At 34.7% G+C, this 23,038-nt stretch carries 28 protein-coding genes; 11 read left to right on the plus strand and 17 right to left on the minus strand.

Annotated elements, in window-relative coordinates; all coding sequences use genetic code 11:
* Positions 1-106 precede the first annotated feature (106 nt).
* From ACODST_RS06450 to ACODST_RS06465, 4 genes are all read left to right on the plus strand, one after another.
* On the plus strand, positions 107-697 hold the full coding sequence (locus tag ACODST_RS06450; RefSeq protein WP_488931297.1) for a TetR/AcrR family transcriptional regulator: 591 nt from the start codon (positions 107-109) through the stop codon (positions 695-697).
* A gap of 69 nt (positions 698-766) precedes the next feature.
* On the plus strand, positions 767-1,225 hold the full coding sequence (locus ACODST_RS06455; protein WP_488931298.1) for a hypothetical protein: 459 nt from the start codon (positions 767-769) through the stop codon (positions 1,223-1,225).
* Positions 1,226-1,227: 2 nt separating this feature from the next.
* A complete protein-coding gene (locus ACODST_RS06460; RefSeq protein ID WP_488931299.1) occupies positions 1,228-1,539 on the plus strand; it encodes a DUF3817 domain-containing protein in 312 nt (103 codons plus the stop codon).
* Positions 1,540-1,541: 2 nt separating this feature from the next.
* Positions 1,542-1,748, plus strand: coding sequence for a hypothetical protein (locus ACODST_RS06465; RefSeq protein ID WP_488931300.1), 207 nt, complete (start codon positions 1,542-1,544; stop codon positions 1,746-1,748).
* A gap of 52 nt (positions 1,749-1,800) precedes the next feature.
* On the opposite strand, the gene lpxD is transcribed toward ACODST_RS06465, so the two are convergent.
* The 3 genes from lpxD to prfB form a co-directional block, all read right to left on the minus strand.
* A complete protein-coding gene (gene lpxD / locus ACODST_RS06470; protein WP_488931301.1) occupies positions 1,801-2,799 on the minus strand; it encodes a UDP-3-O-(3-hydroxymyristoyl)glucosamine N-acyltransferase in 999 nt (332 codons plus the stop codon).
* 329 nt (positions 2,800-3,128) lie between these two features.
* The gene (gene msrB, locus ACODST_RS06475) at positions 3,129-3,575 is read right to left on the minus strand and encodes a peptide-methionine (R)-S-oxide reductase MsrB (RefSeq protein ID WP_488931302.1); all 447 of its coding nucleotides are present in this window, start codon (positions 3,573-3,575) and stop codon (positions 3,129-3,131) included.
* Between the two features lie 83 nt (positions 3,576-3,658).
* A protein-coding gene (gene prfB, locus ACODST_RS06480) for a peptide chain release factor 2 (RefSeq protein ID WP_488931303.1) occupies positions 3,659-4,757 on the minus strand; the annotation gives its coding sequence in 2 pieces (ribosomal slippage) (positions 3,659-4,693 and positions 4,695-4,757; 1,098 coding nt in all).
* Positions 4,758-4,918: 161 nt separating this feature from the next.
* Between prfB and ACODST_RS06485 the strand changes: the two genes are divergently transcribed.
* From ACODST_RS06485 to ACODST_RS06500, 4 genes are all read left to right on the plus strand, one after another.
* Positions 4,919-5,785, plus strand: coding sequence for a helix-turn-helix domain-containing protein (locus ACODST_RS06485; RefSeq protein WP_488931304.1), 867 nt, complete (start codon positions 4,919-4,921; stop codon positions 5,783-5,785).
* An 85-nt stretch (positions 5,786-5,870) separates the two neighbouring features.
* Complete coding sequence (locus ACODST_RS06490; protein WP_488931305.1) at positions 5,871-6,626, plus strand: SDR family NAD(P)-dependent oxidoreductase; 756 nt, start codon at positions 5,871-5,873, stop codon at positions 6,624-6,626.
* Positions 6,627-6,703: 77 nt separating this feature from the next.
* Positions 6,704-7,774 (plus strand): flavin monoamine oxidase family protein, encoded by a 1,071-nt coding sequence (locus ACODST_RS06495; RefSeq protein ID WP_488931306.1) that lies wholly within the window; start codon positions 6,704-6,706, stop codon positions 7,772-7,774.
* A gap of 135 nt (positions 7,775-7,909) precedes the next feature.
* Positions 7,910-8,929 (plus strand): threonine aldolase family protein, encoded by a 1,020-nt coding sequence (locus ACODST_RS06500; protein ID WP_488931307.1) that lies wholly within the window; start codon positions 7,910-7,912, stop codon positions 8,927-8,929.
* A gap of 130 nt (positions 8,930-9,059) precedes the next feature.
* On the opposite strand, the gene ACODST_RS06505 is transcribed toward ACODST_RS06500, so the two are convergent.
* Positions 9,060-9,380, minus strand: coding sequence for a YbaB/EbfC family nucleoid-associated protein (locus ACODST_RS06505; RefSeq protein ID WP_488931308.1), 321 nt, complete (start codon positions 9,378-9,380; stop codon positions 9,060-9,062).
* 144 nt (positions 9,381-9,524) lie between these two features.
* Here ACODST_RS06505 and ACODST_RS06510 point away from each other — a divergent pair, with 144 nt between their 5' ends.
* From ACODST_RS06510 to ACODST_RS06520, 3 genes are all read left to right on the plus strand, one after another.
* A complete protein-coding gene (locus ACODST_RS06510) occupies positions 9,525-11,585 on the plus strand; it encodes a S9 family peptidase (protein WP_488931309.1) in 2,061 nt (686 codons plus the stop codon).
* A 70-nt stretch (positions 11,586-11,655) separates the two neighbouring features.
* Complete coding sequence (gene capA, locus ACODST_RS06515; protein ID WP_488931310.1) at positions 11,656-12,696, plus strand: cysteate synthase; 1,041 nt, start codon at positions 11,656-11,658, stop codon at positions 12,694-12,696.
* A 754-nt stretch (positions 12,697-13,450) separates the two neighbouring features.
* Positions 13,451-14,344: a LamG domain-containing protein gene (locus tag ACODST_RS06520; RefSeq protein ID WP_488931311.1), complete on the plus strand. Its 894-nt coding sequence runs from the start codon at positions 13,451-13,453 to the stop codon at positions 14,342-14,344.
* 12 nt (positions 14,345-14,356) lie between these two features.
* Here the strand turns inward: ACODST_RS06520 and ACODST_RS06525 are convergent, their stop codons facing one another.
* The 13 genes from ACODST_RS06525 to ACODST_RS06585 all read right to left on the minus strand — a co-directional run bounded on the left by ACODST_RS06525 (position 14,357) and on the right by ACODST_RS06585 (position 22,900).
* Entirely contained in the window at positions 14,357-14,935 is a 579-nt protein-coding gene (locus tag ACODST_RS06525; RefSeq protein WP_488931312.1) for an SUKH-3 domain-containing protein, read from the minus strand.
* 105 nt (positions 14,936-15,040) lie between these two features.
* The gene (locus ACODST_RS06530) at positions 15,041-15,637 is read right to left on the minus strand and encodes a hypothetical protein (protein WP_488931313.1); all 597 of its coding nucleotides are present in this window, start codon (positions 15,635-15,637) and stop codon (positions 15,041-15,043) included.
* A gap of 42 nt (positions 15,638-15,679) precedes the next feature.
* Entirely contained in the window at positions 15,680-16,072 is a 393-nt protein-coding gene (locus ACODST_RS06535; protein ID WP_488931314.1) for a hypothetical protein, read from the minus strand.
* A gap of 168 nt (positions 16,073-16,240) precedes the next feature.
* Positions 16,241-16,951 carry a hypothetical protein gene (locus tag ACODST_RS06540; RefSeq protein ID WP_488931315.1) on the minus strand — a complete coding sequence of 237 codons (711 nt, stop codon included), beginning with the start codon at positions 16,949-16,951 and terminating at the stop codon, positions 16,241-16,243.
* A gap of 274 nt (positions 16,952-17,225) precedes the next feature.
* Complete coding sequence (locus ACODST_RS06545; protein ID WP_488931316.1) at positions 17,226-17,555, minus strand: hypothetical protein; 330 nt, start codon at positions 17,553-17,555, stop codon at positions 17,226-17,228.
* A gap of 3 nt (positions 17,556-17,558) precedes the next feature.
* Entirely contained in the window at positions 17,559-17,951 is a 393-nt protein-coding gene (locus tag ACODST_RS06550) for a hypothetical protein (protein ID WP_488931317.1), read from the minus strand.
* 300 nt (positions 17,952-18,251) lie between these two features.
* On the minus strand, positions 18,252-18,629 hold the full coding sequence (locus tag ACODST_RS06555; RefSeq protein WP_488931318.1) for a hypothetical protein: 378 nt from the start codon (positions 18,627-18,629) through the stop codon (positions 18,252-18,254).
* Positions 18,630-18,881: 252 nt separating this feature from the next.
* Entirely contained in the window at positions 18,882-19,244 is a 363-nt protein-coding gene (locus ACODST_RS06560) for a hypothetical protein (protein WP_488931319.1), read from the minus strand.
* 111 nt (positions 19,245-19,355) lie between these two features.
* Complete coding sequence (locus tag ACODST_RS06565) at positions 19,356-20,006, minus strand: hypothetical protein (protein ID WP_488931320.1); 651 nt, start codon at positions 20,004-20,006, stop codon at positions 19,356-19,358.
* 19 nt (positions 20,007-20,025) lie between these two features.
* Positions 20,026-20,769, minus strand: coding sequence for a hypothetical protein (locus ACODST_RS06570; RefSeq protein WP_488931321.1), 744 nt, complete (start codon positions 20,767-20,769; stop codon positions 20,026-20,028).
* Positions 20,770-20,802: 33 nt separating this feature from the next.
* The gene (locus ACODST_RS06575; protein WP_488931322.1) at positions 20,803-21,330 is read right to left on the minus strand and encodes a hypothetical protein; all 528 of its coding nucleotides are present in this window, start codon (positions 21,328-21,330) and stop codon (positions 20,803-20,805) included.
* Between the two features lie 68 nt (positions 21,331-21,398).
* A complete protein-coding gene (locus ACODST_RS06580; RefSeq protein ID WP_488931323.1) occupies positions 21,399-21,830 on the minus strand; it encodes a hypothetical protein in 432 nt (143 codons plus the stop codon).
* 356 nt (positions 21,831-22,186) lie between these two features.
* Positions 22,187-22,900, minus strand: a complete 714-nt coding sequence (locus ACODST_RS06585) for a YebC/PmpR family DNA-binding transcriptional regulator (RefSeq protein WP_026729302.1) — start codon at positions 22,898-22,900, stop codon at positions 22,187-22,189.
* Positions 22,901-23,038 lie beyond the last annotated feature (138 nt).

Genomic DNA, 23,038 nt, shown 5'->3' on the forward strand with positions numbered 1-23,038 from the left:
TGAAATGTCTTCTTAAGCAGCAGTATAACTATGTTTCTATGTGTCTGAATAAATTATACCCGTTATTTTTCTGTAAATTTGCTTTTCATACTAACTAGTATTTTTTATGTCAAAAGCAGCAAACACCCGTCTCACTATTCTTCAAAAAGCATTTGAATTGATATATACCAAAGGATATCAAACTACAAGCATAGATGAAATAATAGCAACTACACAAGTTACCAAAGGAGCTTTTTATTATCATTTTAAAACTAAAGACGAAATGGGCATTGCTATTATAGAAGAAATTCTAAAACCTACTATGCAGGAACATTTTATAAAACCCACTGAGGCATCACAAAACCCAATTGAGGATTTTTACAATATGATCTCGTATCTGCTTCTTGAAGATCCTTTCCTGCAGGTAAAATACGGATGTCCTGTAGGGAATCTTACTCAGGAAATGACTCCCTGGAATGACAGGTTTAGCGAAGCTTTATCTGAATTAGTGAATTTGTGGAAAGAAACGATTATAAATTCAATTGAAAAAGGAAAGAAATCGGGTTTAATTCGTAAAGATGTCGTGGGCGAACAAGTGGCATTTTTCATCTTGTCGGGCTACTGGGGAGTAAGAAACTTCGGGAAACTTCAAAATGATAATACTGCTTATGTGGTTTATTTAAAGGAGTTTAGGGGCTATTTGAATAGTTTGAAATAAAATTATTTTTTAAAAACATACTACTTAGTATGTTTTTAAATATATTTGCATTGTCTAAATCAAAAAACAATGTATCAAACTCTTTTAGAAGGCCATTCCTTTATAAGATGGCTCGTATTGGTAAGCTTGTTATCTTCAATTTACATAGCTTACAAAGGTTATTCGCAAAAACTTCCATTTACTAAAAAAGCAAATTTATTCCGGCACTGGACAGCTACTATCGCTCATATTCAGCTTCTTTTTGGAATATTAGTGTATTTGCAGAGTCCGATTGTGAAATTTTTCTGGAGAAATTTTAAAGATGGGGTTCAGAATCCGGATGCTTCATTTTTTGGAATTATCCATATTGTTTTGATGTTAATTGCGATTATCATCATTACGATTGGTTCAGCTCTTTCCAAACGTAGAAAAACTGATGAAGAAAAATTCAAAACGATGCTTATCTGGTTTTTAATTGCTTTATTTATCATTTTTATAGCCATTCCGTGGCCATTTTCACCTCTTGCCAACAGACCTTATTTTAGATAATCATGAAAAATTTATTACAGACAAACATCGGCAGATTGCGAATTATTGGATTCTTAGAAGGAACGTCGCTTTTGATTTTGCTTTTTATAGCAATGCCAATGAAATATATTTTTGAAATGCCGTTTTTGACAAGACCTGTCGGAACCATTCACGGTGCTTTATTTTTGCTTTTTATTTTTAACACCATAAGTGTAGGAGTGGAGCAGAACTGGAAATTTGTGACTACCACATGGAAAGTGCTTTTAGCCTGTGTTGTTCCGTTTGGAACATTTTATATTGATTCTAAAATTTTGAGTAAAATTAAAAATCAATAAGTATGGTTTTAGTATTTAAAACAAATGTTGACAGTATTTCAAAAGTAAAAAAAGTGACACCAAAATTAAACCGGTTGTTTCCAAATTCGAAGTGGAATTTTGATCTTGAAGACCGCGATAATATTCTGCGGTTTGAATGTAAAGATGATATAATCGAAAAAGTAGTTTTTTTAATGAAAGTAATTGGCTTTGAATGTGAAGCTTTATAAAACAAAAAACATCCGGTTTAGCGGATGTTTTTTTATGTAAAAATAAATAAGATTACTTTTTAGGGGCACAAACCATTCGTTTTAACATTGCCCATTGTTTTAAGGCATCACGAGCTTCAACAGCAGGATAGCCCAGCATTGTTTTTCCTGCCGGAACATCTCCGGTAACACCAGATCCGGCACCAATTACAGCTCCGTCTCCAATTGTAGTATGATCTTTTATAGAAGCGCTTCCGCCAATAATAACGCCATTTCCTAAAGTTACAGAACCTGCTAAGCCACTGTTTCCGGCCATAATACAAAATTTTCCAAGTTTGCTGTTATGTCCAATTTGAACTAAATTATCAATTTTACAGCCATCACCCAAAATGGTAGAACTGAATTTTCCGCGGTCAACGCATGAATTTGCTCCAATTTCAACTCCGTTTCCAATGATTACATTTCCAATTTGCGGAATCTTGACCAATCCTTTTTCAGTACAAGGACGAAATCCAAAACCATCTGCCCCGATGGTCGCATTTGGATGGATGATACAGTCGTTTCCAATATGGCAGCGTTCGCGAATAACTGTTCCGGACCAAATAATGGTATTTGTTCCAATGGTACATTCATCTAAAATAGTCACATTAGGATAAATGACGGTGTGGGCACCAATCTCAACTTTTGGTCCAATATAGCAGCCAGCACCAATTTTTACACCTTCACCAATTATAGCGGTCTCGTCTATCGCAGCCGTTTTGTGTATATTGCTATGAAATATTGGAGGAGGAGGGGCAAAAAGGGCCAGAATCTGTGACATAGCCAAATCGGCATTTTTTACTTTAATAAAAGCACGATTCTCGCCGGGTTCAATCGAAATATCTTCATTGACAACAGCAATTGAAGCATTAGATGTCGACCAGTATTTTTCGTATTTTTTATTACCTATAAAAGAAATTTCAGAAATGCCTGCTTTTTCTAACTGTTCTGTTGCCGTAATACTTTGTGAAGTTGTACCGTAAATTACGCCATTAATAACTTCGTTAATTTCTTGAATGGAATAGGATTTCATTGATAATTTTTAATCGACTTAGTGTGAATTTTTGTCAAATAAAATAAATTCGATTTTAATTACCTAATGTTTTTTTTAAGTTTTTTTATTGAGTATTTAAAATGTAGTGGTAAATATTACAAAATTAACATTTTAATTACTAATTTGTTTAAATTTTTTCAACAAGGTAAATTGTGTCGGTTCTGTTTTTAGAAGAATAATCTGAAATTTTAATCTTTAAAAATAATAATCCCCAATTGTTAAACGGCTGTTTGTATTTGTTTTATGGCGCAGACTTTTTTAGAGGGAATAAAAAAAGCGATTCTTTTTAAAGGAATCGCTTATTCTATTTATTCTTTGACTTTTGATAAAGAAACGGCATTAATGCAATAACGCAAACCGCTCGGCGGAGGTCCGTCAGGGAAAATATGCCCCAAATGCGCATCGCATACATTGCATACCACTTCCACACGAACCATTCCGTATGATCTGTCGGCATGATACCCGATAGCATTTTCTTTGATTGGCTGTGTAAAAGATGGCCAGCCGGTTCCTGATTCGAATTTTTCACTTGCGTCAAAAAGAACTGTTCCGCAGCATTTACATTCATAAATTCCAGGATCAAACAAACTGCACATTTCAGAACTGAAAGATCTTTCTGTGCCTTTTAAACGAGTTACCTGAAATTCTTCCGGAGTCAGAATCTGTTTCCATTCTTCCTCCGTTTTTTCCACTCTCTTTTCAGGAGCCGGATTTCCTTTGTTTGTAAAATGAATTACATCTGCCCATTTTATCATAGCTGTTTTTTTTAGTTTATAGTCTCAGTTTTCAGTCTCAGTTTAGTCCCGTTTTTTTGAAAACAGAGACTGCGACTGAAAACTTACTCTTCCTCTTTCTGTCCCATCATCATCAGATAGGCTTTTAGGAAAGGATCTATATTTCCGTTCATTACGCCGTCAACATCGCTGGTTTCGTAGCCTGTACGAACGTCTTTTACTAATTTATAAGGCTGCATAACGTAATTACGGATCTGCGAACCCCATTCGATTTTCATTTTATTGGCTTCGATATCAGCACGCTGTGCCTGCTGTTTCTTTAGCTCAATTTCGTATAACTGAGAACGAAGCATCTGCATGGCCCGCTGTCTGTTATCCTGCTGAGATCTTGTTTCGGAACACTGAATCTGAATTCCGGTAGGTTTGTGAACCAGCTGTACTTTGGTTTCTACCTTATTTACGTTTTGTCCTCCGGCACCACTTGAACGAGAAGTGGTAATCTCAATATCAGCCGGATTAATGTCGATTTCGATGCTGTCATCAACCAACGGATAAACATAAACAGATACGAACGAAGTATGACGTTTGGCATTACTGTCAAAAGGGGAAATTCGTACCAGACGGTGAACGCCGTTTTCACCTTTTAAATAACCAAAAGAATAATCTCCTTCAAACTCTAAAGTTACGGTTTTGATTCCGGCAACATCACCTTCCTGAAAGTTCAGTTCTTTTATTTTGTAGCCATAACTTTCTCCCCACATCATGTACATTCTCATCAGCATTCCTGCCCAGTCACAGCTTTCTGTTCCTCCGGCTCCGGCTGTAATCTGAACTACGGCACTTAAACTGTCTGCTTCATCAGAAAGCATGTTTTTGAATTCGATGTTTTCAATATGCGACTGTGTAGTATCGTACTGTTCATCCAGTTCATCTACAGAAAGTTCACCTTCTTTGTAAAAATCATAAGCCAGCTGTAATTCGTCTGTCAGCGCAGCAGCTTTATCATAATCTTCAATCCATTTTTTCTTGTTTCGAAGATTTTTTACAATAAGTTCGGCTTCTTTAGGATTGTTCCAGAAATCCGGTGCAAAAGTTTTTTCTTCTTCGTTGGCAATTTCGATTAGCTTGGCATCAACGTCAAAGATACCTCCTCAACGCACCAAGGCGCTCCACAATACCTTTTACTTGTTCGGCTGTTGTCATAAATTAATAACTTGTTTTATATGTTTTTTGTTGTTATTGCATTAATTTAAGTCAAAAACTAATGCTTAATTTTGTTGTACAAAAATAGCACATAGTTTTTAGAATACAGCAATAAATTTAACAGTCTCAAAACAACGAAAAAGGTAAATCAAGAAAAAGAGATGGAGAACATAAGCCGGTACGACCTTCATAAAAATGATTTTTCAAAACTGCATTTCGAAGTAAATGATGCCCGACCGTATCTGCTTAAAAATCTGGAACATGCTGCAATACCGCATCGGCACAGTTTTTATCAGGTTATCTGGTTTAAAAGTGCAGGAAGGCATTATGTAGATTATGAAATCATTGATCATCCGGAAAATACCATCTTTTTTATTAATACCAATCAGATTCATTACTTCTGCACTGATTCTTTAAATGAAGGTTTTCTTTTTCATTTCAATGATTATTTTATTTCTCAGTTTAATCCTGAATTCCTTGAACGTTTTTCATTAGCTGTTTTTAATGAAATAGGAAAACCTTATTTATCCCTTTCCGAAGCAGAAACAAAACGGTTTTCTGTTCTGACGGAGATTATAGCCGGAGAACTGAAAGCCGGTGATCTTTTTATGAAAGAAGAAGTGTATACTATTTTTTCCAGTCTGCTTTTTCTTATCGAACGATTAAAAAGCAAAGAAACGGCTATAGATTTTAATCTGAATGCGGACTTCAGACTCGCCTACTTATTTAAAAAAGAAGTTTATAAGACCAAAGATTCTTTTTTAAATATTGATTATTATAGTGATAAACTTCATACTACTAATAAAAAGCTGACGAGTGTAGCCAAGCAGTATTTGGGCAATACACCGGCGAATATTATTATTTCGATTAAAATACTGGAGGCCAAAAGAAGACTGGCCAACGGCAAATTTTCGATTCAGGAAATTGCGTATGATTTAGGGTTTGAGCAGCCGACTTATTTTACAAAATACTTTAAAAAAGCAGCCGGAATTACCCCAAAAGAATTTCAGGCTTCCCTGCTTCCGTAAAATACCATTTGTTGTCCCGATTTTGCCATTTTGAATCAGCTGATAGAAAGAATTTTGTCTTGTTAATTTAAACAAGCAAAAAAAGATGAAATCACAAGCATTAATTGTAGGCGGCACTACCGGAATGGGAAAAGCAGCTGCAGTCCTATTGTTACAGCAGAATATTGAAGTAATTATAACAGGAAGACCGGATAAAAACCTTGAAACAGTCAAAAAGGAACTGGCAGGTTTAGGAAACCTGCAAACAGTTGGCGTTGATTTGTTTGATGAAAATCAGGTAAATCAATTTTCAGATTCCCTGCAAACGATAGCTCCTAATTTGAAATATCTGGTCAATGCGGCGGGATATTTTAGTCCAAAATCATTTTTAGAACATACTAAACAGGATTTTGATATATACCACAATTTCAATAAAAGCTTCTTCTTTATTACACAATCGGCTGCAGCGATTATGAAGACCAATGGAGGAGGATCTATTGTAAATATTGGCTCAATGTGGGCAAAACAGGCTATAAAAGCCACGCCTTCTTCAGCGTATTCAATGGCAAAAGCAGGTTTGCATAGTCTGACTCAGCATTTGGCTATGGAACTGGCAGATTATAACATTCGTGTTAATGCTGTTTCTCCGGCTGTAGTGGTAACGCCTATTTACGGATCGTTTATTGAAGAGGGTAAAATTGAAGAGACTCTTCAGGGATTTAATGGTTTTCACCCCATCGGCCGTGTTGGAAGACCGGAAGATATTGCCAAAACAATTTGTTATTTACTTTCAGATGAAGCTTCGTGGGTTACGGGAGCCATCTGGGATATTGACGGTGGTGTAATGGCCGGAAGAAATTAACGAAATTATAATTTAGAGATCAGAGAGTTTTTCAAAATAGTGAAGAACTCTTTTTTCGTTTTATATTACTACATTAAATGAAACAGAAAATAACAATCGCAGGAGCAGGATTATCAGGGCTTCTGACGGGGTATCGATTAAAAAAGCTTGGATTTGAGGTTCAGATTCTTGAGGCGGGTAATCGCATAGGAGGCAGGATTTCAACGATTATAAGCGCAGCTGAAACCCCGGTTGAAATGGGAGCGACCTGGTTTGGGGAACAACATATACATCTTTTGGAGTTAATAAAAGAACTTGATTTGCCTTATTTTGAACAATATATGAAAGGAACAGCTTATTTTGAGGCATTTTCAATGGCTCCGCCACAACCTGTTGCAATCCCCGATGACAGTCCAAGTTACCGGATAGGAGGAGGAACCTTAGCTTTGATAGATAAAATTGCATCTTATTTTGATTCTGCTGAAATACTTTTGAACCAGCAGGTAAAAGAACTCGATTTTACAAAGAATACAGTCAGTATTACAACACAAAACTGCGCTTTTGAAAGCGATATAGTCATCACTGCAATACCTCCGGCTTTATTGGTGAATACCGTCGCGTTCCAGCCATTACTTTCTGACAAGATTGTTAAAACAGCCCAAAAGACACACACCTGGATGCAGGATGCTGTAAAAATTGCAGTGATTTATAAAACCCCGTTTTGGCGCAATAAAAACTGGTCGGGGACCTTGTTTAGTAATGTAGGTCCCATAAATGAGTTTTACGATCATTCCGATTCTGAGAATATCAAATTTGCCTTGTGCGGTTTTGTAAATGGCAGTTACACTCAGTTTTCTAAAGAACAAAGAAAGCAAAAAGTGCTGGATCAGCTGGAAAAAATATATGGAGCAGAAGCATTGGATTATCTCAGTTTTGAAGAAAAAATATGGCCCGGGGACCGTTTGGTTAAAGCCCCGCAACAGGAGGCTGTTTTTGTATATCCGCACCAAAATAACGGGCATCCGGTTTTTTCTGAAGTGCATTTTCAAAACAGGCTTTATGTTGCTGGTTCTGAAACTGCAGCACATTTTCCCGGTTATATGGAAGGAGCAGTTTTTTCGGCAAATACTATTGTTTCTAAAATAAGAAAGCAATTTTCAAATTATTAATGCCGGATTTATATGTTTTTTACAAATATTACGTTAATTTGGTTCTGTGTAATCTACAAGTTAAAATTTATTAAAACTTAGGATTAATAACTGACAGTTATACGTAATTTTGCATTCCAAAATATATAGTTTTATATGGAAATAAATTTAATTAGCGATACCATTACCAAGCCTTCCTATGAGATGCTTCAGTATATGTTTAACGCTCAGGTTGGCGACGATGTATACAAACAGGATCCTACAGTTATCGAATTGGAGACCAGAGTGGCTGAATTTTTTGGTATGGAAGCTGGGCTTTTTTTTCCATCTGGGACTATGGCAAACCAAACGGCTATAAAACTTCATACCCAGCCGGGTGAGCAGTTAATTGCGGATAAATATGCTCATGTTTTTCATTACGAAGGCGGCGGAGTTTCTTTTAACAGCGGGGTTTCCTGCTGCTTAATTGATGGTCACAGAGGTATGATTACGGCAGCGCAGGTAGCAGCGGCAATTAATGATCCTGAATTTTATCACAGTCCCTTAACAAGTCTGGTTTGTGTAGAAAATACAACCAATAAAGGGGGTGGAGCCTGTTATGAATTAGAAGATTTAAGAGAAATAAAAAAAGTCTGCGATGCCAATAATCTGAAGTTTCATCTGGATGGAGCCAGAATCTGGAATGCTTTGGTAGCTAAAAGACAGAATCCCAAAGAATTTGGGGCTATTTTCGATACCATTTCAGTTTGTTTGTCAAAAGGATTAGGAGCTCCTATAGGTTCTGTTCTGCTTGGAAGCAAAGCTGATATTCATAGAGCGTTGAGAATCAGAAAGATATTAGGTGGAGGAATGCGTCAGGTGGGCTATCTGGCCGCTGCGGGATTGTATGCTTTAGCACATAATATAGAAAGACTTGCAGAAGATCACCGGAGAGCCAAAGAAATAGGAGCTATTTTAAGTACCAAATCATGGATTTCGGCTGTAGAACCTGTTGAAACAAATATCCTGATTTTTTCACTCGCAGAAGGTTACAGTGACCAGCTTTTGATTGAGAAATTAAAACAAAAAAATATACTGATAAGCTCTTTAGGACATAATAAACTCCGCATTGTAACCCATCTGGATTATAAGGAAGTAATGCATACGTATGTACTGGAGATGTTTTCGAAGATTTAGGATTGATAAGATGCTGAGGTACTAAGGTTCTAAGGCGCTGAGATTACAAAAGAAAGACGCACAACTGTGCGTCTTTCTTTTGTTTTGAAAAAAAAACTTAGAACCTTAGTATCTCAGCATCTTAGAATCTTTATTTAAACAAATTATCCATTCCCGGAATAGACGGCATGTCCATTCTGGCTACAGCATCCAGTTCTCTTTCGTTTACACTTGTTGCTTTTTCAATGGCCTTGTTTAAGGTTACAATTAAATAATCTTCAAGCTGTTCTTTGTCTTCAAGTAAAGAATCATCAATAGAGATCGATTTTACTTTTCTATTTGCGGTAACTGTAATTTTTATTAATCCGTCAGCACTTTGTTCGTCAATTAAAACAGTATCAAGGCGCTTTTTGGTATCTTCAATTTTTTGCTGGGTTTCTTTTAGTTTGCCCATCATTCCCATTAAATCCATTTTTTATTGATTTTTAAATTATTTCAGACAAAATTAGTATATTGCTGTATTAAATCAATAGAATATTTTATGAAAAATTTAATTCTGTTCTGTTGTGTTTGTACTACTTTTGCTTCTTTGTTTTTAAAAATAAATGCCCAATCAATGCAAAACGATATAACTGCCCCAAAGGCTAAAGAGATTCCAAAAACACTTAAAAAACATAAAGAAACCCGTATAGATAATTATTTCTGGCTGAACGACAGAGAGAATCCCGAGGTAATTGATTATCTGAATAAGGAAAACGAATACTACCAAAAAGTAACAGCACATACCAAGGATTTTCAGGAATCTTTGTATGAAGAAATGAAAGGCAGGATTAAAGAAGATGATTCTTCTGTGCCTTACTTTTATAACGGTTATTACTATATTACCCGTTTTGAAACAGGTCAGAATTACCCCATTTTTGCCAGAAAAAAAGGAAGTCTTTCGGCGGCTGAAGAAATTTTGTTTAACTGTAACGAACTGGCAGAAGGACATGCGTATTTTAAACTGGGAGGTTTAAGTATAAGCCCTGACAATAAATTCGCGAGCTTTGGAGTAGATATAGTGGGAAGAAGAATCTACACCATTCAGATTAAAAATCTGGAAACCGGGGAAATTTTAGCAGACAGAATCGAGAATGCTACCGGAGGATCAGTCTGGGCCAATGATAATAAAACTATTTTTTATACCCGACAGGATGAGGTAACGTTAAGAGCTGATAAAATCTTCAGGCACAAAATAAATACCGATTCCCAAAAAGATGTTTTGGTGTATAATGAAACCGATGATACTTTTAATGTTTCGGTAAGTAAAGAAAAATCTAAAAAATATATTGTAATCAGTTCAGGAAGTACGCTTACAACTGAATACAGAATTCTGAAGTCAGACAACCCGGACGGGGAGTTTGAAGTATTCCAGCCTCGTGTCCGGGGTTTAGAATACAGTATTTCGCACTACGAAGATTCTTTTTATATTTTAACGAATAAAGATAAAGCGACCAATTTCAAATTAATGAAAACGCCTGAAAACAAAACAGGTAAAAAAAACTGGGTGGATCTTATTTCACACAGAGATGATGTTTTGCTGGAAGATATTGAGATATTCAAAAACTTTTTAGTGGTAGAGGAACGTTCAAATGGTCTGAATCATATCAGGATTATTCCATGGAATGGAGAACCGGATTATTACCTGCCATTTGGAAGCGAAACCTATAATGCTTATACTACAACAAATGTGGATTTTGATACAGATATACTGCGTTACAGTTATCAGTCGCTGGCAACACCTTCATCTGTTATTGATTTTAATATGAAAACCCAAACCAAGGAAATCTTAAAAGAACAGCAGGTTTTAGGCGGGAAATTTGATAAGGAAAATTATGTAGAAGAACGGGTATGGGCCACAGCCAGAGATGGTGTAAAAGTCCCGATTTCGATGATTTACAGAAAAGGACTTCAAAAAAATGGTAAAAATCCGTTGTTGTTATATGCTTATGGTTCTTACGGAGTAACGATGGATACGTACTTTTCTTCGACGCGTCTTTCTTTGTTAGACCGTGGTTTTGTTTATGCTATTGCCCATATCAGAGGAGGAGAAGATTTAGGAAGGCAATGGTATGAAGACGGAAAACTGTTAAAAAAGAAAAATACCTTTACAGATTTCATCGATTGCTCTAAATTTGTAATAGACGAGAAATATACTTCGGCTGAACATCTTTATGCTGAAGGCGGATCTGCTGGCGGTCTTTTAATGGGAGTAGTAGTAAATGAAGCTCCTGAGTTGTATAACGGAGTGATTGCCCAGGTGCCTTTTGTAGATGTTATTACAACAATGCTCGATGACAGCATTCCGCTGACAACCGGAGAATATGACGAATGGGGAAACCCAAACAATAAAAAGTATTACGATTATATGTTGTCGTATTCACCTTATGACAATGTAAAAGCTCAGGAATATCCTAATATGTATGTATCTACAGGACTGCATGATTCTCAGGTACAATACTGGGAGCCGGCAAAATGGGTGGCTAAATTGAGGGAACTAAAAACAAATAGCAAGCAGCTGTTTTTGGATACTAATATGGATGCCGGTCATGGCGGGGCTTCAGGTCGTTTTGAGGCTTTAAAAGACTTAGCAAAAGAATTTAGTTTTTTATTAGATTTAGAAAAAATTAAAAGCTAATTAGAAATTTTTTGTTAAATTTGCAACCTATCGGGGTATTTTAAAAATGCCTTTGATTAACTATTTTTTTATGAAAGAAGAAATAAACGCTTATAATAATGTTTTAGAGTTAATAGGTAACACCCCCCTTATTAAGCTAAATAAAATCACCGAAGAGTTAGAAGGAAATTTCTACGCAAAGGTAGAAGCTTTTAATCCAGGTCATTCCTCAAAAGATAGAATAGCGTTATATATTATTGAAGAAGCCGAAAGAAAAGGAATACTTTCACCAGGCGATACCATTATCGAGACCACATCAGGTAACACAGGTTTCAGTCTTGCAATGGTAAGTATTATTAAAGGATATAACTGTATTTTGGCCGTAAGCTCAAAATCATCCAAAGACAAAATTGACATGCTGAGAAGTTTAGGCGCCAAAGTCTATGTCTGTCCGGCCCATGTTTCTGCAGATGACGAAAGATCCTATTACAACGTAGCCAAACGTTTGCACGAAGAAACAAAAGGTTCAGTTTATATCAATCAGTACTTCAACCAGCTGAATATTGATGCCCACTACAACACTACAGGTCCCGAAATCTGGGAACAAACCAAAGGAAAAATCACACATCTTATTGCCTGCAGCGGAACCGGAGGAACTATTTCCGGAACAGCTAAATTCTTAAAAGAAAAAAATCCGAATATCAGGATTTTAGGCGTGGATGCTTTTGGGTCCGTATTGAAAAAATACCACGAAACAAGAGAATTCGACAGCAAAGAGATTTACCCGTACCGTATAGAAGGTTTAGGGAAAAATTTAATCCCGTCGGCCACGGATTTTGATATTATCGATAAATTCATGAAAGTAACCGATGAAGAAAGTGCCCACTCTGCAAGGGAAATAACCCGTAAGGAAGGCTTATTCGTAGGGTATACTTCAGGAGCAGTAATGCAGGCCATTAAACAGTATGCAGAAGAAGGTGAGTTTACAAAAGACAGCAATATTATAGCGATATTCCCGGATCACGGATCGCGTTATATGAGTAAAGTATTCAGTGATGACTGGATGAACGAACAAGGGTTTTTTGACAGTGTTAATGAAGAAGAAGCTCAGAAAATTGAATTCGTAAAATAAAACAATCACATTTTAATATAGAAACTCCATCCGCAGCAGCAGATGGAGTTTTTTTATACCTAAAACTTTTCTCTTCCTTGTTTTGTTACGGATAACGTATTTATACGTAGGAATACAAGGCGCGTATTGAAGTAATTTTATAATTTTAAGAAAATAGGCGAATTTATAATTGGTTTTAATTTACTGCGAGAAAACATAAGATTTGATTATTTCGACGATTTTTTAGGTTAGTTGCCGAATAAAATTTCGCCAGAAAACATATTAATATAGATTAGTAGTGCTAATTGATTTAGTGCCTGAATATATCTGTTATAGAAAAGTCCTTCATGCATTGCTTTTGTAAGATACATAAATTTGATCTCTTCAGAATTTAAACCGGAACTGCTGAAATGTTTAATAATGAACCTGGGAGTAAAAGCTGTGGTTACGGATACCGAATTTTCAGGTTGGGATAATTATTTCAAAATAGAATTAGTGTTTCATTTTTTTAATTGTTAGTTAATTTTTGTTTTAGAGTATCTGAAAAAGCCTTTTGAAACAACCGGAAGGCTTTTTTGTTTTACGGGGTTTGCAGGAAAAGGATTTTAAATTAAATTTGTGAGAATTATTTATTTTTATGTAGGAATTGTTTGTTTGGGTTGAGTTTAATTTATAGTTTTAACAAAAAATATAAAAATACAATTAATAAAGTATAAGACTGAAATACAGGATTATAATCCTCTTTCGGTAACACATTAGAAACAGTATCACCCCTATGAAAAAAATAGTAATCGCATTATTCTTTGTAAGTTTTCTGAGTGTTAACGGACAAAATCCTGTTCAGGAGTTTAATTTTAATGAGAGTTTAAACAGTATCGACAATACTATTTCTTTTTTAGGAAGCCCTGTTTTTGTAAATGACAGAATGGGGACTCCAAGAGCAGCTTTACGGCTCACCAATAAAGGATATCAGGCCGTAGTAGGAGAATTGCCGCAGGGTAATAAACCCAGAACAATATCAGTCTGGGTAAAATTTAATGCTGTCAATATACCCCATTATGTTTTGGGATACGGTACGGCTGTAAATACGCAGTATTTTGGTTTGTCACAGCAGCCTGTGGTTTCAGGCAATTCTGAGCTTAGTTTTGTGGGCTGGGGAGATGCCAGTAATATTACGGTTTCGACACCTCTTGCCAAAGAAATCTGGTATATGTACTGTATAACGTATGATGGGAATGTCTCTAAATTGTACCGTAACGGAGAACTGTTAAAATCAGAAGAGGGAATTTCGCGTGCTACAAAAGGTTATATTTTAAATATTGGGAAACAAAATGCAGCAGCCAGTATTAACGCAGATATTGATGATCTTAAGATATATACAGTTGCTATGACGGATGAACAGGTTCTGGAAGCTTATAAGACTTCAAAACCAACTCCTGCTGCTGCACCTGAGACGGCACCAGTTTCTAATACAGCCAAAAAAGTAATACTTCCTGCCAAAACAACAGCTCCTGCAGCAGCGGTTTCAAATGATAACGGTAAAGCAGTAAAGAGTATAGAGGTTTTCTCGCAGGGTAAACAGGTAATGGGAATTAATGCTTCTAATATCGGTGATTTACCGGAAGGAACTTATTTGATAAAAGTAATCAATGGCGTTGCGAAAAAATAACCCGTAAATTTTTTATCCCCAGGGATTGTCTTTAAACAGCGGATTAACAGGAAGAATGGTTTTTAATTCCTTTCCGGCCGGAGGCATCCATTTCATAGTATGTTCGTTAAAGATTGCTATGTCCAATGAACCCAGTAGTATTTTAGTAAGCGCATCAAAAATGGTATCCGAAACCCAAATCAGTTCCGGAAGTGAATTAATAATGTAAAAATTGCCGTTTTCATCCATCATTACATTACAATGTTCAACTAATTCTGCAACCGGATATAACTGAGTACCAATTAATACAGAGTAATAGTAATTTAAATATTTCTCATCTGTGAGATCAATTTTGTCATTTATTTTATAACTATTGGCATTCCAAAAGGCTGCGACTTTTTGATCATTAAAATGATACGTATTAATAGTCATGGTTTGTAATTTATTTTCCACATGGAGGCTTAGATTACCCAATTGAGAAAAAAAATCCTGAATTTTAGGTGGGAGTATTTGATAAAGAAGACTGTTTTCTATTTCACTTTTAATAGTTCTTCCTTCGTACCATCCGGCTTGTATGAGTGCGGTTTTTAATTCTTCTGCGTTGTCTGTCATAAAAATGATGTTATGGTAATGCCTTATCAGAAATGCTATTTTACTGTTTCAGGCTGGTCTGCGCCGAATATTGATGGTATAGTAAAACTCTTTTTGGACGATGTATCACTGAGGTTTATATTTTGGGTTCCAGTAATATTCTCTTTCGAAACGGGATTTTAAAAAGTCGGTGAATTCCAGCGTATCCGGATCTAATATCTGCGATTCAGTATGATGTAAACCATAATCAAGGTCGATAATATCTAATTCGATATGGTTTTTCGGGTTATATCTGGAATAACGGTTAAAACCTATTCTTTTACTTTCAGAAGAACTGACAGCTGGCGGATTGGACTCTTTTTCTTCTCTTAATAATTCTGTTATCTGGTCCGATCTAAAAGCGGGTAATTTTAGAATTTTTTCTAAAGTGCCGTCCAGATTAAAAATTACGGCATTATTGGGATAAGGATATGCTGTACTGTCTTTAAAAATGGCAATCACATATTGCAGACTGGAAAGCGGAAAACCTTCGACACTTCCGTTATCATCAGAAATAGTTATCTTTTTATTGTTGTATTCCCAGGAAATATTTTGTTTTTGTCCTTTTAAAAAATCTTCCCTGATCTTTTTATCTATTTTATCAAAATAAAAAAGATGGGGCTGCAGTATTTCAACCGGTAAGCTAATTCCGGTTTCATTACCTATTTTCCAGTTTTTAATCATGAATTTTGTTTTTGGAGTAGAGGGGGTGCACGGACTCTTAATTTATTTTTTGGGTCTGAATTCTTTTCCATTAGTTCCGTCCGGCCAGACTCCAAATCTTGATTTGAATTCTTCGGGCGTATCCGGCTGTCCCATATTACCATAGAAAAGATGAGGATCTTCTTCCAGTTTTTTAAGAAAAGCCTGTTTTTTTTGTTCATTAACAAGTTTTTCTTCGTCAGTTAACAGACTTTTTAAATACGCTGCTTGTTTGGTTTGGTTTCTTTCGGCAATATCAAATATAATACGAAGCTGACCTCTTTCTAATAACACATCATAAATTATAGCCCAGCTAAAATCCTCTTTAGGAAATTCTTCATACATTTCAACTAAAATCTGTATGGTTTCTTCATCCAGAACTTCGGGTAAATTTTCAGGCTTTAGACGTTTTTTCATTAAAGTTCAATTAAATAAGGAAATATAAACAAAAGAGTAAAGTCCTCTGGATCTCAGAAGGCTTTGTTTTTAGTTTAATGCGTTTATTACTATGAATAGAACTACTAGTGCTATTATGGCGTATCTTGTGATTTTTGAGGTTTGCATAAAATACTGGGACTAAAAGAACTATTCAAGAATGTAACTAACAAACTCATCTCTCATATCATAAGGAATATCATAGTGAAGAGATTTTAATATCATTGTATTCCAAGGTTTCCATTCATCAGAAAGGTCATTATTAGTTACTTTATAGTGATCTAATATTTCTTCTACAAAATAATCTCTCAAAGGAAGATCAAGCGTTCTTTCTTTACCATCTTTTATGAGAACTACCTTATACTCTAAAGTATTAATTTTATCAATATGAAAAGTAAATACACCACTGTCCCACGAACTTAAATATTCCAGATCACCGTCTGAATCATATTGAATAGGAACAAGATTATTATCTTTTTCATATTCGAATATCATAGACATCATACGTTCATTTACCCATTGATAAAAAACATCTGCACTATCTAATAAATCTTTTTTTTCTTTTTCAGAATCCCACCATTCTTTCTCTGTAACCTCACCATCAGCATAAATTTCAATCTGATATTTATTAAATCTAGTGTTAAGGTTATCTATGTTACTGTCATATCTATTAAATATTGAATTAATCAAATCATCAATTTCATCAAATGATATCCAAAAAGAATTTGTTAAATCATTCTCATCAATGTATTCAATTTTACCATATCTGATAGACCCTTTATCAATATTAAAGATGATATTAATTTTCTGCCAATTTTTACCTTTTAAATTTTCTATTATTTCAATATAATTTGTTACCACGCCTCAATATTTTATGGGTTTTTATATCTTGTTAATAATTCAGGTTCTAAATATCAATTGATGTTGGTCTTTGACTATTTCCATCAAAATTAAATTTTATATTAACATTCGAATTTGTCCTTGTAAAAAATCTTCTCAGATCTTTTTACCTGTTTTATCAAAATAAAGAAGATGGGGCTGTAGTATCTCAATCGGTAAGCTAATTCCGGTTTCATTACCTATTTTCCAGTTTTTAATCATGAATTTTGTTTTTGGAATACAGACCGTTACCATCTTATGTATTCTGTGGGAAGCTTTCTTCAGTATTGTACTCTTTTAATTTAGCCCGGTATTTTTCAAGCATTTCACAGATTTCTGCTGTTGGAATCTCAGTCACAAACTTTCCGTGATATTCTAAAGTACTGATTTCTTTATTAAGGAATAATTCAGATACCTCCAGTCCCCACGAAAGCTCCGCATATTCTCCGTTCATTACTTGTTTACAGCTTATAATGCCATCTTCGATCATTGAAAGCGGCATGTCTAAAATCTCATTGTTAAAAATCCAGAGTTCTTTATTTTCAAAATAAATAACAGGTTTGATTTTGTACTTTAAAGTTGTCATATTTTATTTTTTGGGTCTGAATTCTTTTCCATTAGTTCCGTCCGGCCAGACTCCAAATCTTGATTTGAATTCTTCGGGCGTATCCGGCTCTCCCATGTTGCCGCAGAAAAGATGAGGATCTTCTTCCTGCTTTTTAAGAAAAGCCTGCTTTTTTTGCTCATTGATAAGCTTTTCTTCGTCAGTTAACAGGCTTTTTAAATATTCTGCTTGTTTGGTCTGATTTCCTTCAGCAATATCCAGTATAATAGTCAGCTGTTCTCTTTCTAATAGCACCTCAGAAATTATAGCCCAGCTAAAATCCTTTTTAGGAAATTCTTCATACATTTCAACTAAAGTTTGTATGGTTTCTTCATCCAGAACTTCGGGTAAATCTTCGGGCTGCAGGCGTTTTTTCATTAAAGTTCAATTAAATAAGGAAATAGAAACAAAAGAGTAAAGCCCTCTGGATCTCAGAAGGCTTTTGATTTTTAGCTGATTACGCTGATTACGATAAATAAAACTACCAATAGTATTATGGCGTATCGGGTGATTTTTGAGGTCTGCATTTGTTAAAGTTTAATATATTAGTTTAATTCAATTCGGATATTTTTTAAAAATATAAAAAAAAACAATCAATGCAAATTATACCCTATAAATGATTTCAGGTTTAAAACTTCAATCAACAGATTTATTATTCAATAATTAACAACTCAGGTCTCATGCAGTGGGGCTTTCGTTATTGTCAAGAGCATTTTTTGCTTCAGTTATGTTGTCCAGTATCCACTTATAATAGTTGCTGTTTGTATATTTTTCAGCGGCATTTTCAATTCTGTTTATAAAATCACTGCTTTGAAAAACACCGCTCAAACTGCCAAAATGATTTGATATAAGTTCAAAGTCATCTTCGTTACTTAATCGTTCAACAAACTCAATTGTTTTACGTTCATTGATCATTAATAACGACTCAATAATATTTGAATACAATACATGAGCATAATCATTTATATGCAGTTTTTGTTTATTATGAATTAAGAATAACAATTCAGCATCCCGAAAAGAGAAAATGCAATTTTTTGAGTTAGTATTAAACTTCATCTTTTTTGATGTTTTGGGGGAGTTCCTTAAAATAATCTTCCCATTTATTAGATTGTAATTTTTTATCGGGCATCGGTTCGTTTACAATGTATTTAAAAATCAAAAGCTTTTCCCGAAACATATCGCTGGTATTTTTTTTGACAAAAGCATATTCTTATCCTGATTTTTATTTTAAGTTCAAAAGACCAATACCCTCTTATTTTTATATATAACTATAACTGTACAGCAATTTTGTTTTTTTTTACTAAATTTTTAAAGTCCCAATTCTTTAAGAGGAGTATTAAAATACGGGTCATCAATATCGGGATTAAAACACATTGCCAGTGCCGCGTCTATAGCATAAATCAATTCATCATATTGATAAAACCTTAATTCGTCGTTTCTGTAAATTTCTAAATCCCTGTATAAAAGAGGTACTATCGATACTAAATAAAAGACAAGATCTTTAGGTATATTATCTTTAGTCATCCAGTCTTTTTTTAATGTTTCCAGAATTTCATAGAATTCATCTAATAAAATGGGGTCAATACCTTTATTGAAATGATATTGTATTAAAAAGCCATTTTCTTTATTATACAAAAAGTTGTGCATTTTTTGCGCAGTTATTTCGTGCATAGTGTTGTATTTGGTGTAGTTTTCGTCAATTGCATTTTAATTTCATCCTTTTTTTAATATTGATGAGTTGTGAAATTTCAGCGGTTTACTTTAAAAACGGCAGAGTGTGTTTCATTCCATTTTAGCAAGATACTCTGTAAGATCAAAATTAGGGTTTGGATCTTCCTGATATTCTCTTGTGATGATTTCAGGAGAAAGAAAAATATCGAAATCAATCTGAAGACTTCCTCTTTCATGAACTTCTTTTGTCAGCAGATTTTCATTCTCCCAATCAGAAACTTGATGTATCTTTTGTAAGACAGCAGGTAATCTGTGATAGTTTAAATTATGCCGTTCTAAATTCCAGATAAAAGAGTAACTGTTTTCATCAAAAGCCATAGGAAGCCAGACATCCGAGCTTGTTGAGAGTGTGAGATGCTGCTGGAAGGTCCTAAAAGAGAACGAGAATATCCCAGAGTGAATTTCTTCTCCCTGTTCTGTATAGATAATGGTATCTCCGCTGATTCCAAATTCGAAACAGTGGTGTAAATAATTATCTTTTTCAATTAAGGCAGTCAGTTCATCAACAGTCGTATATTCTAAAATTTCATTTTTGCCTTCCAGATATTTTGGAATCAGTATTTTGGATTCTAAAAGAAGGGTCAGCAGTTTTTTTAAATCGGATAGAATCTCCGGGTATGGAGCTGCCTCATAATCATAACCATATTTAGGATTTTCAAAATTCCAGATTCCTCTTAATTTATTTGGTGCATAGAGTTTCATGATTTTAAACTTGATAAAATTAAATTTTTACCTCTTTTTCTAAAACGTCGTAAATAAAAATACTTTCCGGCATCCGTCCTCCTTCAATACTGTAAATCACAATGATTTGGTCGTTTTCGGAAATGTAAAACTGCCCGTAATTATGATGATCGGTACAGGCATAATATATATTATTTTCTTCTTTTATCTTTAAATCATGCTTTGAAGCAATTACTTCCAGTTCAGTTTTTTCAAAGTCCTTAAAAGTGGATAGTGTTTTTACATTTTCCTTTATAAGATGAATTCTTTTGCTGCGTATCTCTACATAAGAATTACTCCAGACTGCATAATCTGAAGAACTTAACCAGTTGTCGTAAGGCTTAACCACCTGATGGGTTTGTAAGCCGTCAAAGAAAATATAGTCAAATGGAATGGTCTCATTTATAAAGGCACTGTCATCTGTTGGCACTGGACTGCTGCTGAGATAATTTCTCCAGTCTTTCATTAGATAATATACTTCCAGGGTAGGGATTTCGGCAATACATTTATTGTTATTGTAAGTATCTGTAATCCGCGATATTTCTTTTTTACATTCAATCGAGTAGACTTCGTATCCAAATTCGTATTCCTGTAAAATGCCCGGCATAACCTTTTCAATTGCTTTCACAATTTCTTCTAAATATTCAAAACTACATGATCCCAGTTCGTTTAATCCTTCTAAAGGTTCTTTTACAGAAAATTGAGGTGTTCCAATTTCATTTTTGTAAAACTTGTATTTAATCATTTTTTGTTTTTGCTATTCAGATTTATAGTTCTGTTAGATACTGCCTTTTATTTTTGCCCGTATTTCATCTGTCAGTAAAGGCGACTGCCATATTCCGTGAATATAAGTAATATCTTCTCCTAAACTGTCTTCTCCGGCTCCTCGGGGTTGAAATTCATATTGCCAGCGATAAAATTCAATGATAAGATACTGTTCTTTTTCTGTTTCGATTAAAATAATATCTCCGGCGCTTTTATAAAGCGGGTGTTTCTTTAAAACGCTGCTGAAGTATCCTTTATACTGCGGATCTTCTATTAGGTCAAATGTGTAGGTTTCAGACAGAAAAAACAATTCGTCTTTCGTAAAATATTCATTAGTTCCTGTATATGGATTGGCAATGAGACGTTTTCTGTAACTTACTTTTTTGACAGAAGCTGTGCGTTCTCCGTCTTCATTTAGAAATTCTATATGCGGCCGCATGAATTCCTGTCCGGCAGAAACAATTCCTTCTGCTTTTATAGTTTCAGATCCACTGCCTGATATTTCGGTTTGAATACAGTAAAACTGTTCTATTGCTTTCATTTATAACTGCTTTTTTTTATACTTAATTAGTTGTTTACTATAATCTTTAAATGTAATTCTGTTTCCGTTTAAATGGTTATTTTTACAAGTTCTTCCCAAAAAATCCTCGAACATAAATACAGGGCGCTTTTTGCCTTTTTAGTACTCAAAACAGAAGGAATACCCTCAGGAAATTCAATCAGAGCTGTAACACTCCATTTTGAAGGTATTCCATCCATTTCTTTAATTCCCAAAGCATATACTTTTTTAATTATGGCCACAGTATCTGTATGATCTTCAATATTATCAGAACTAAAAATAAAATTATAAGTATGTGGTAAGGGAATGTCCTGATAACAACCTGTTACACCAATTAAGATGGTGTTTTCAGGAACTTTAAAAAGAGGGTTTTCTGCCTGTATTTTTTTCAGGAAATGATCTGTCTCATCATATAAAACAGTATAGGGCATTTCATATAATAATTTGGCAGTACGGGCATCTTCTGCATTAAGAGGACTCATTTTGTATGTAGTATTTTTATTTTTTGAGTTTTGTTTTTAACAGTATAAGGCTGATCCTGTATTTCGTTTACAGCTGGTGCAGTCGTACATCCTATCTTTATATGGACTGTTCTTTCCGCTGTAAAAGGTAACAATCCCGGAATGAAAAGGAGAAAGGAAATAAAACAAGTATAATGTTATAGTCGATATTACTTCTCATTGGCCGGGTTGTAATTTTTTGATCAGAAATGTAAACTTATTAAATGTATTTAGACTTTTTAGTATAGGGAGCTTTTTTTTTAGAAGAATTAAAACAGGGCAAAAATAAAAAAGCCCCGAAAAATCGGAGCTTCCTTAATAGTATGAAACGAAAGAAATTATTCTTCTTTCATCGTATGATACACGTTCATAACGTCATCATCTTCTTCAATTTTTTCGATTAGTTTTTCAACATCGGCGATTTGCGCTTCTGTTAGCTCTTTTGTGATTTGAGGAATTCTCTCAAAGCCTGAAGATAAGATTTCCAGACCTCTGTTTTCTAACTCTTTCTGTAAAGCACCAAAACTTCCAAAAGGAGCGTAGATTAAGATTCCGTCTTCGTCTTCAAAAACTTCTTCGGCACCAAAATCAATTAATTCCAGTTCTAATTCTTCAGCATCAAGACCATTATTAGCAATTCTGAAATTACAGGTATGGTCAAACATAAATTCAACAGAACCCTGAGTTCCCATAGTTCCGTTGCATTTGTTAAAGTAACTTCTAATGTTGGCAACCGTTCTGTTGTTATTATCAGATGCCGTTTCGATCAAAATAGCAATTCCGTGAGGAGCATATCCTTCAAACAAAATTTCTTTATAGTTGGCAGTATCTTTATTGCTCGCATTTTTAATGGCACGCTCAACATTGTCTTTTGGCATGTTGGCTGCTTTTGCGTTTTGTATAACCGCTCTTAATCTAGAATTGGCATCAGGGTTAGGTCCGCCTTCTTTAACAGCCATAACGATGTCTTTACCAATTCGGGTAAATGTTTTGGCCATTGCAGACCAACGTTTCATTTTTCTTCCTTTTCTAAATTCGAACGCTCTTCCCATTTCTAATTTTTAGTTTTGTGATGCAAAAATAAAAGTAATTCCTTATTTATCCAAAATCAAAATTTAAGTTTTTTTGATTTGTTTCGGCTTTGTTTTCAGGTTTAGCTGCAATAGGGCCCGATATAACCAAACTTAGAA

Source organism: Flavobacterium sp. FG19 (assembly GCF_057809475.1).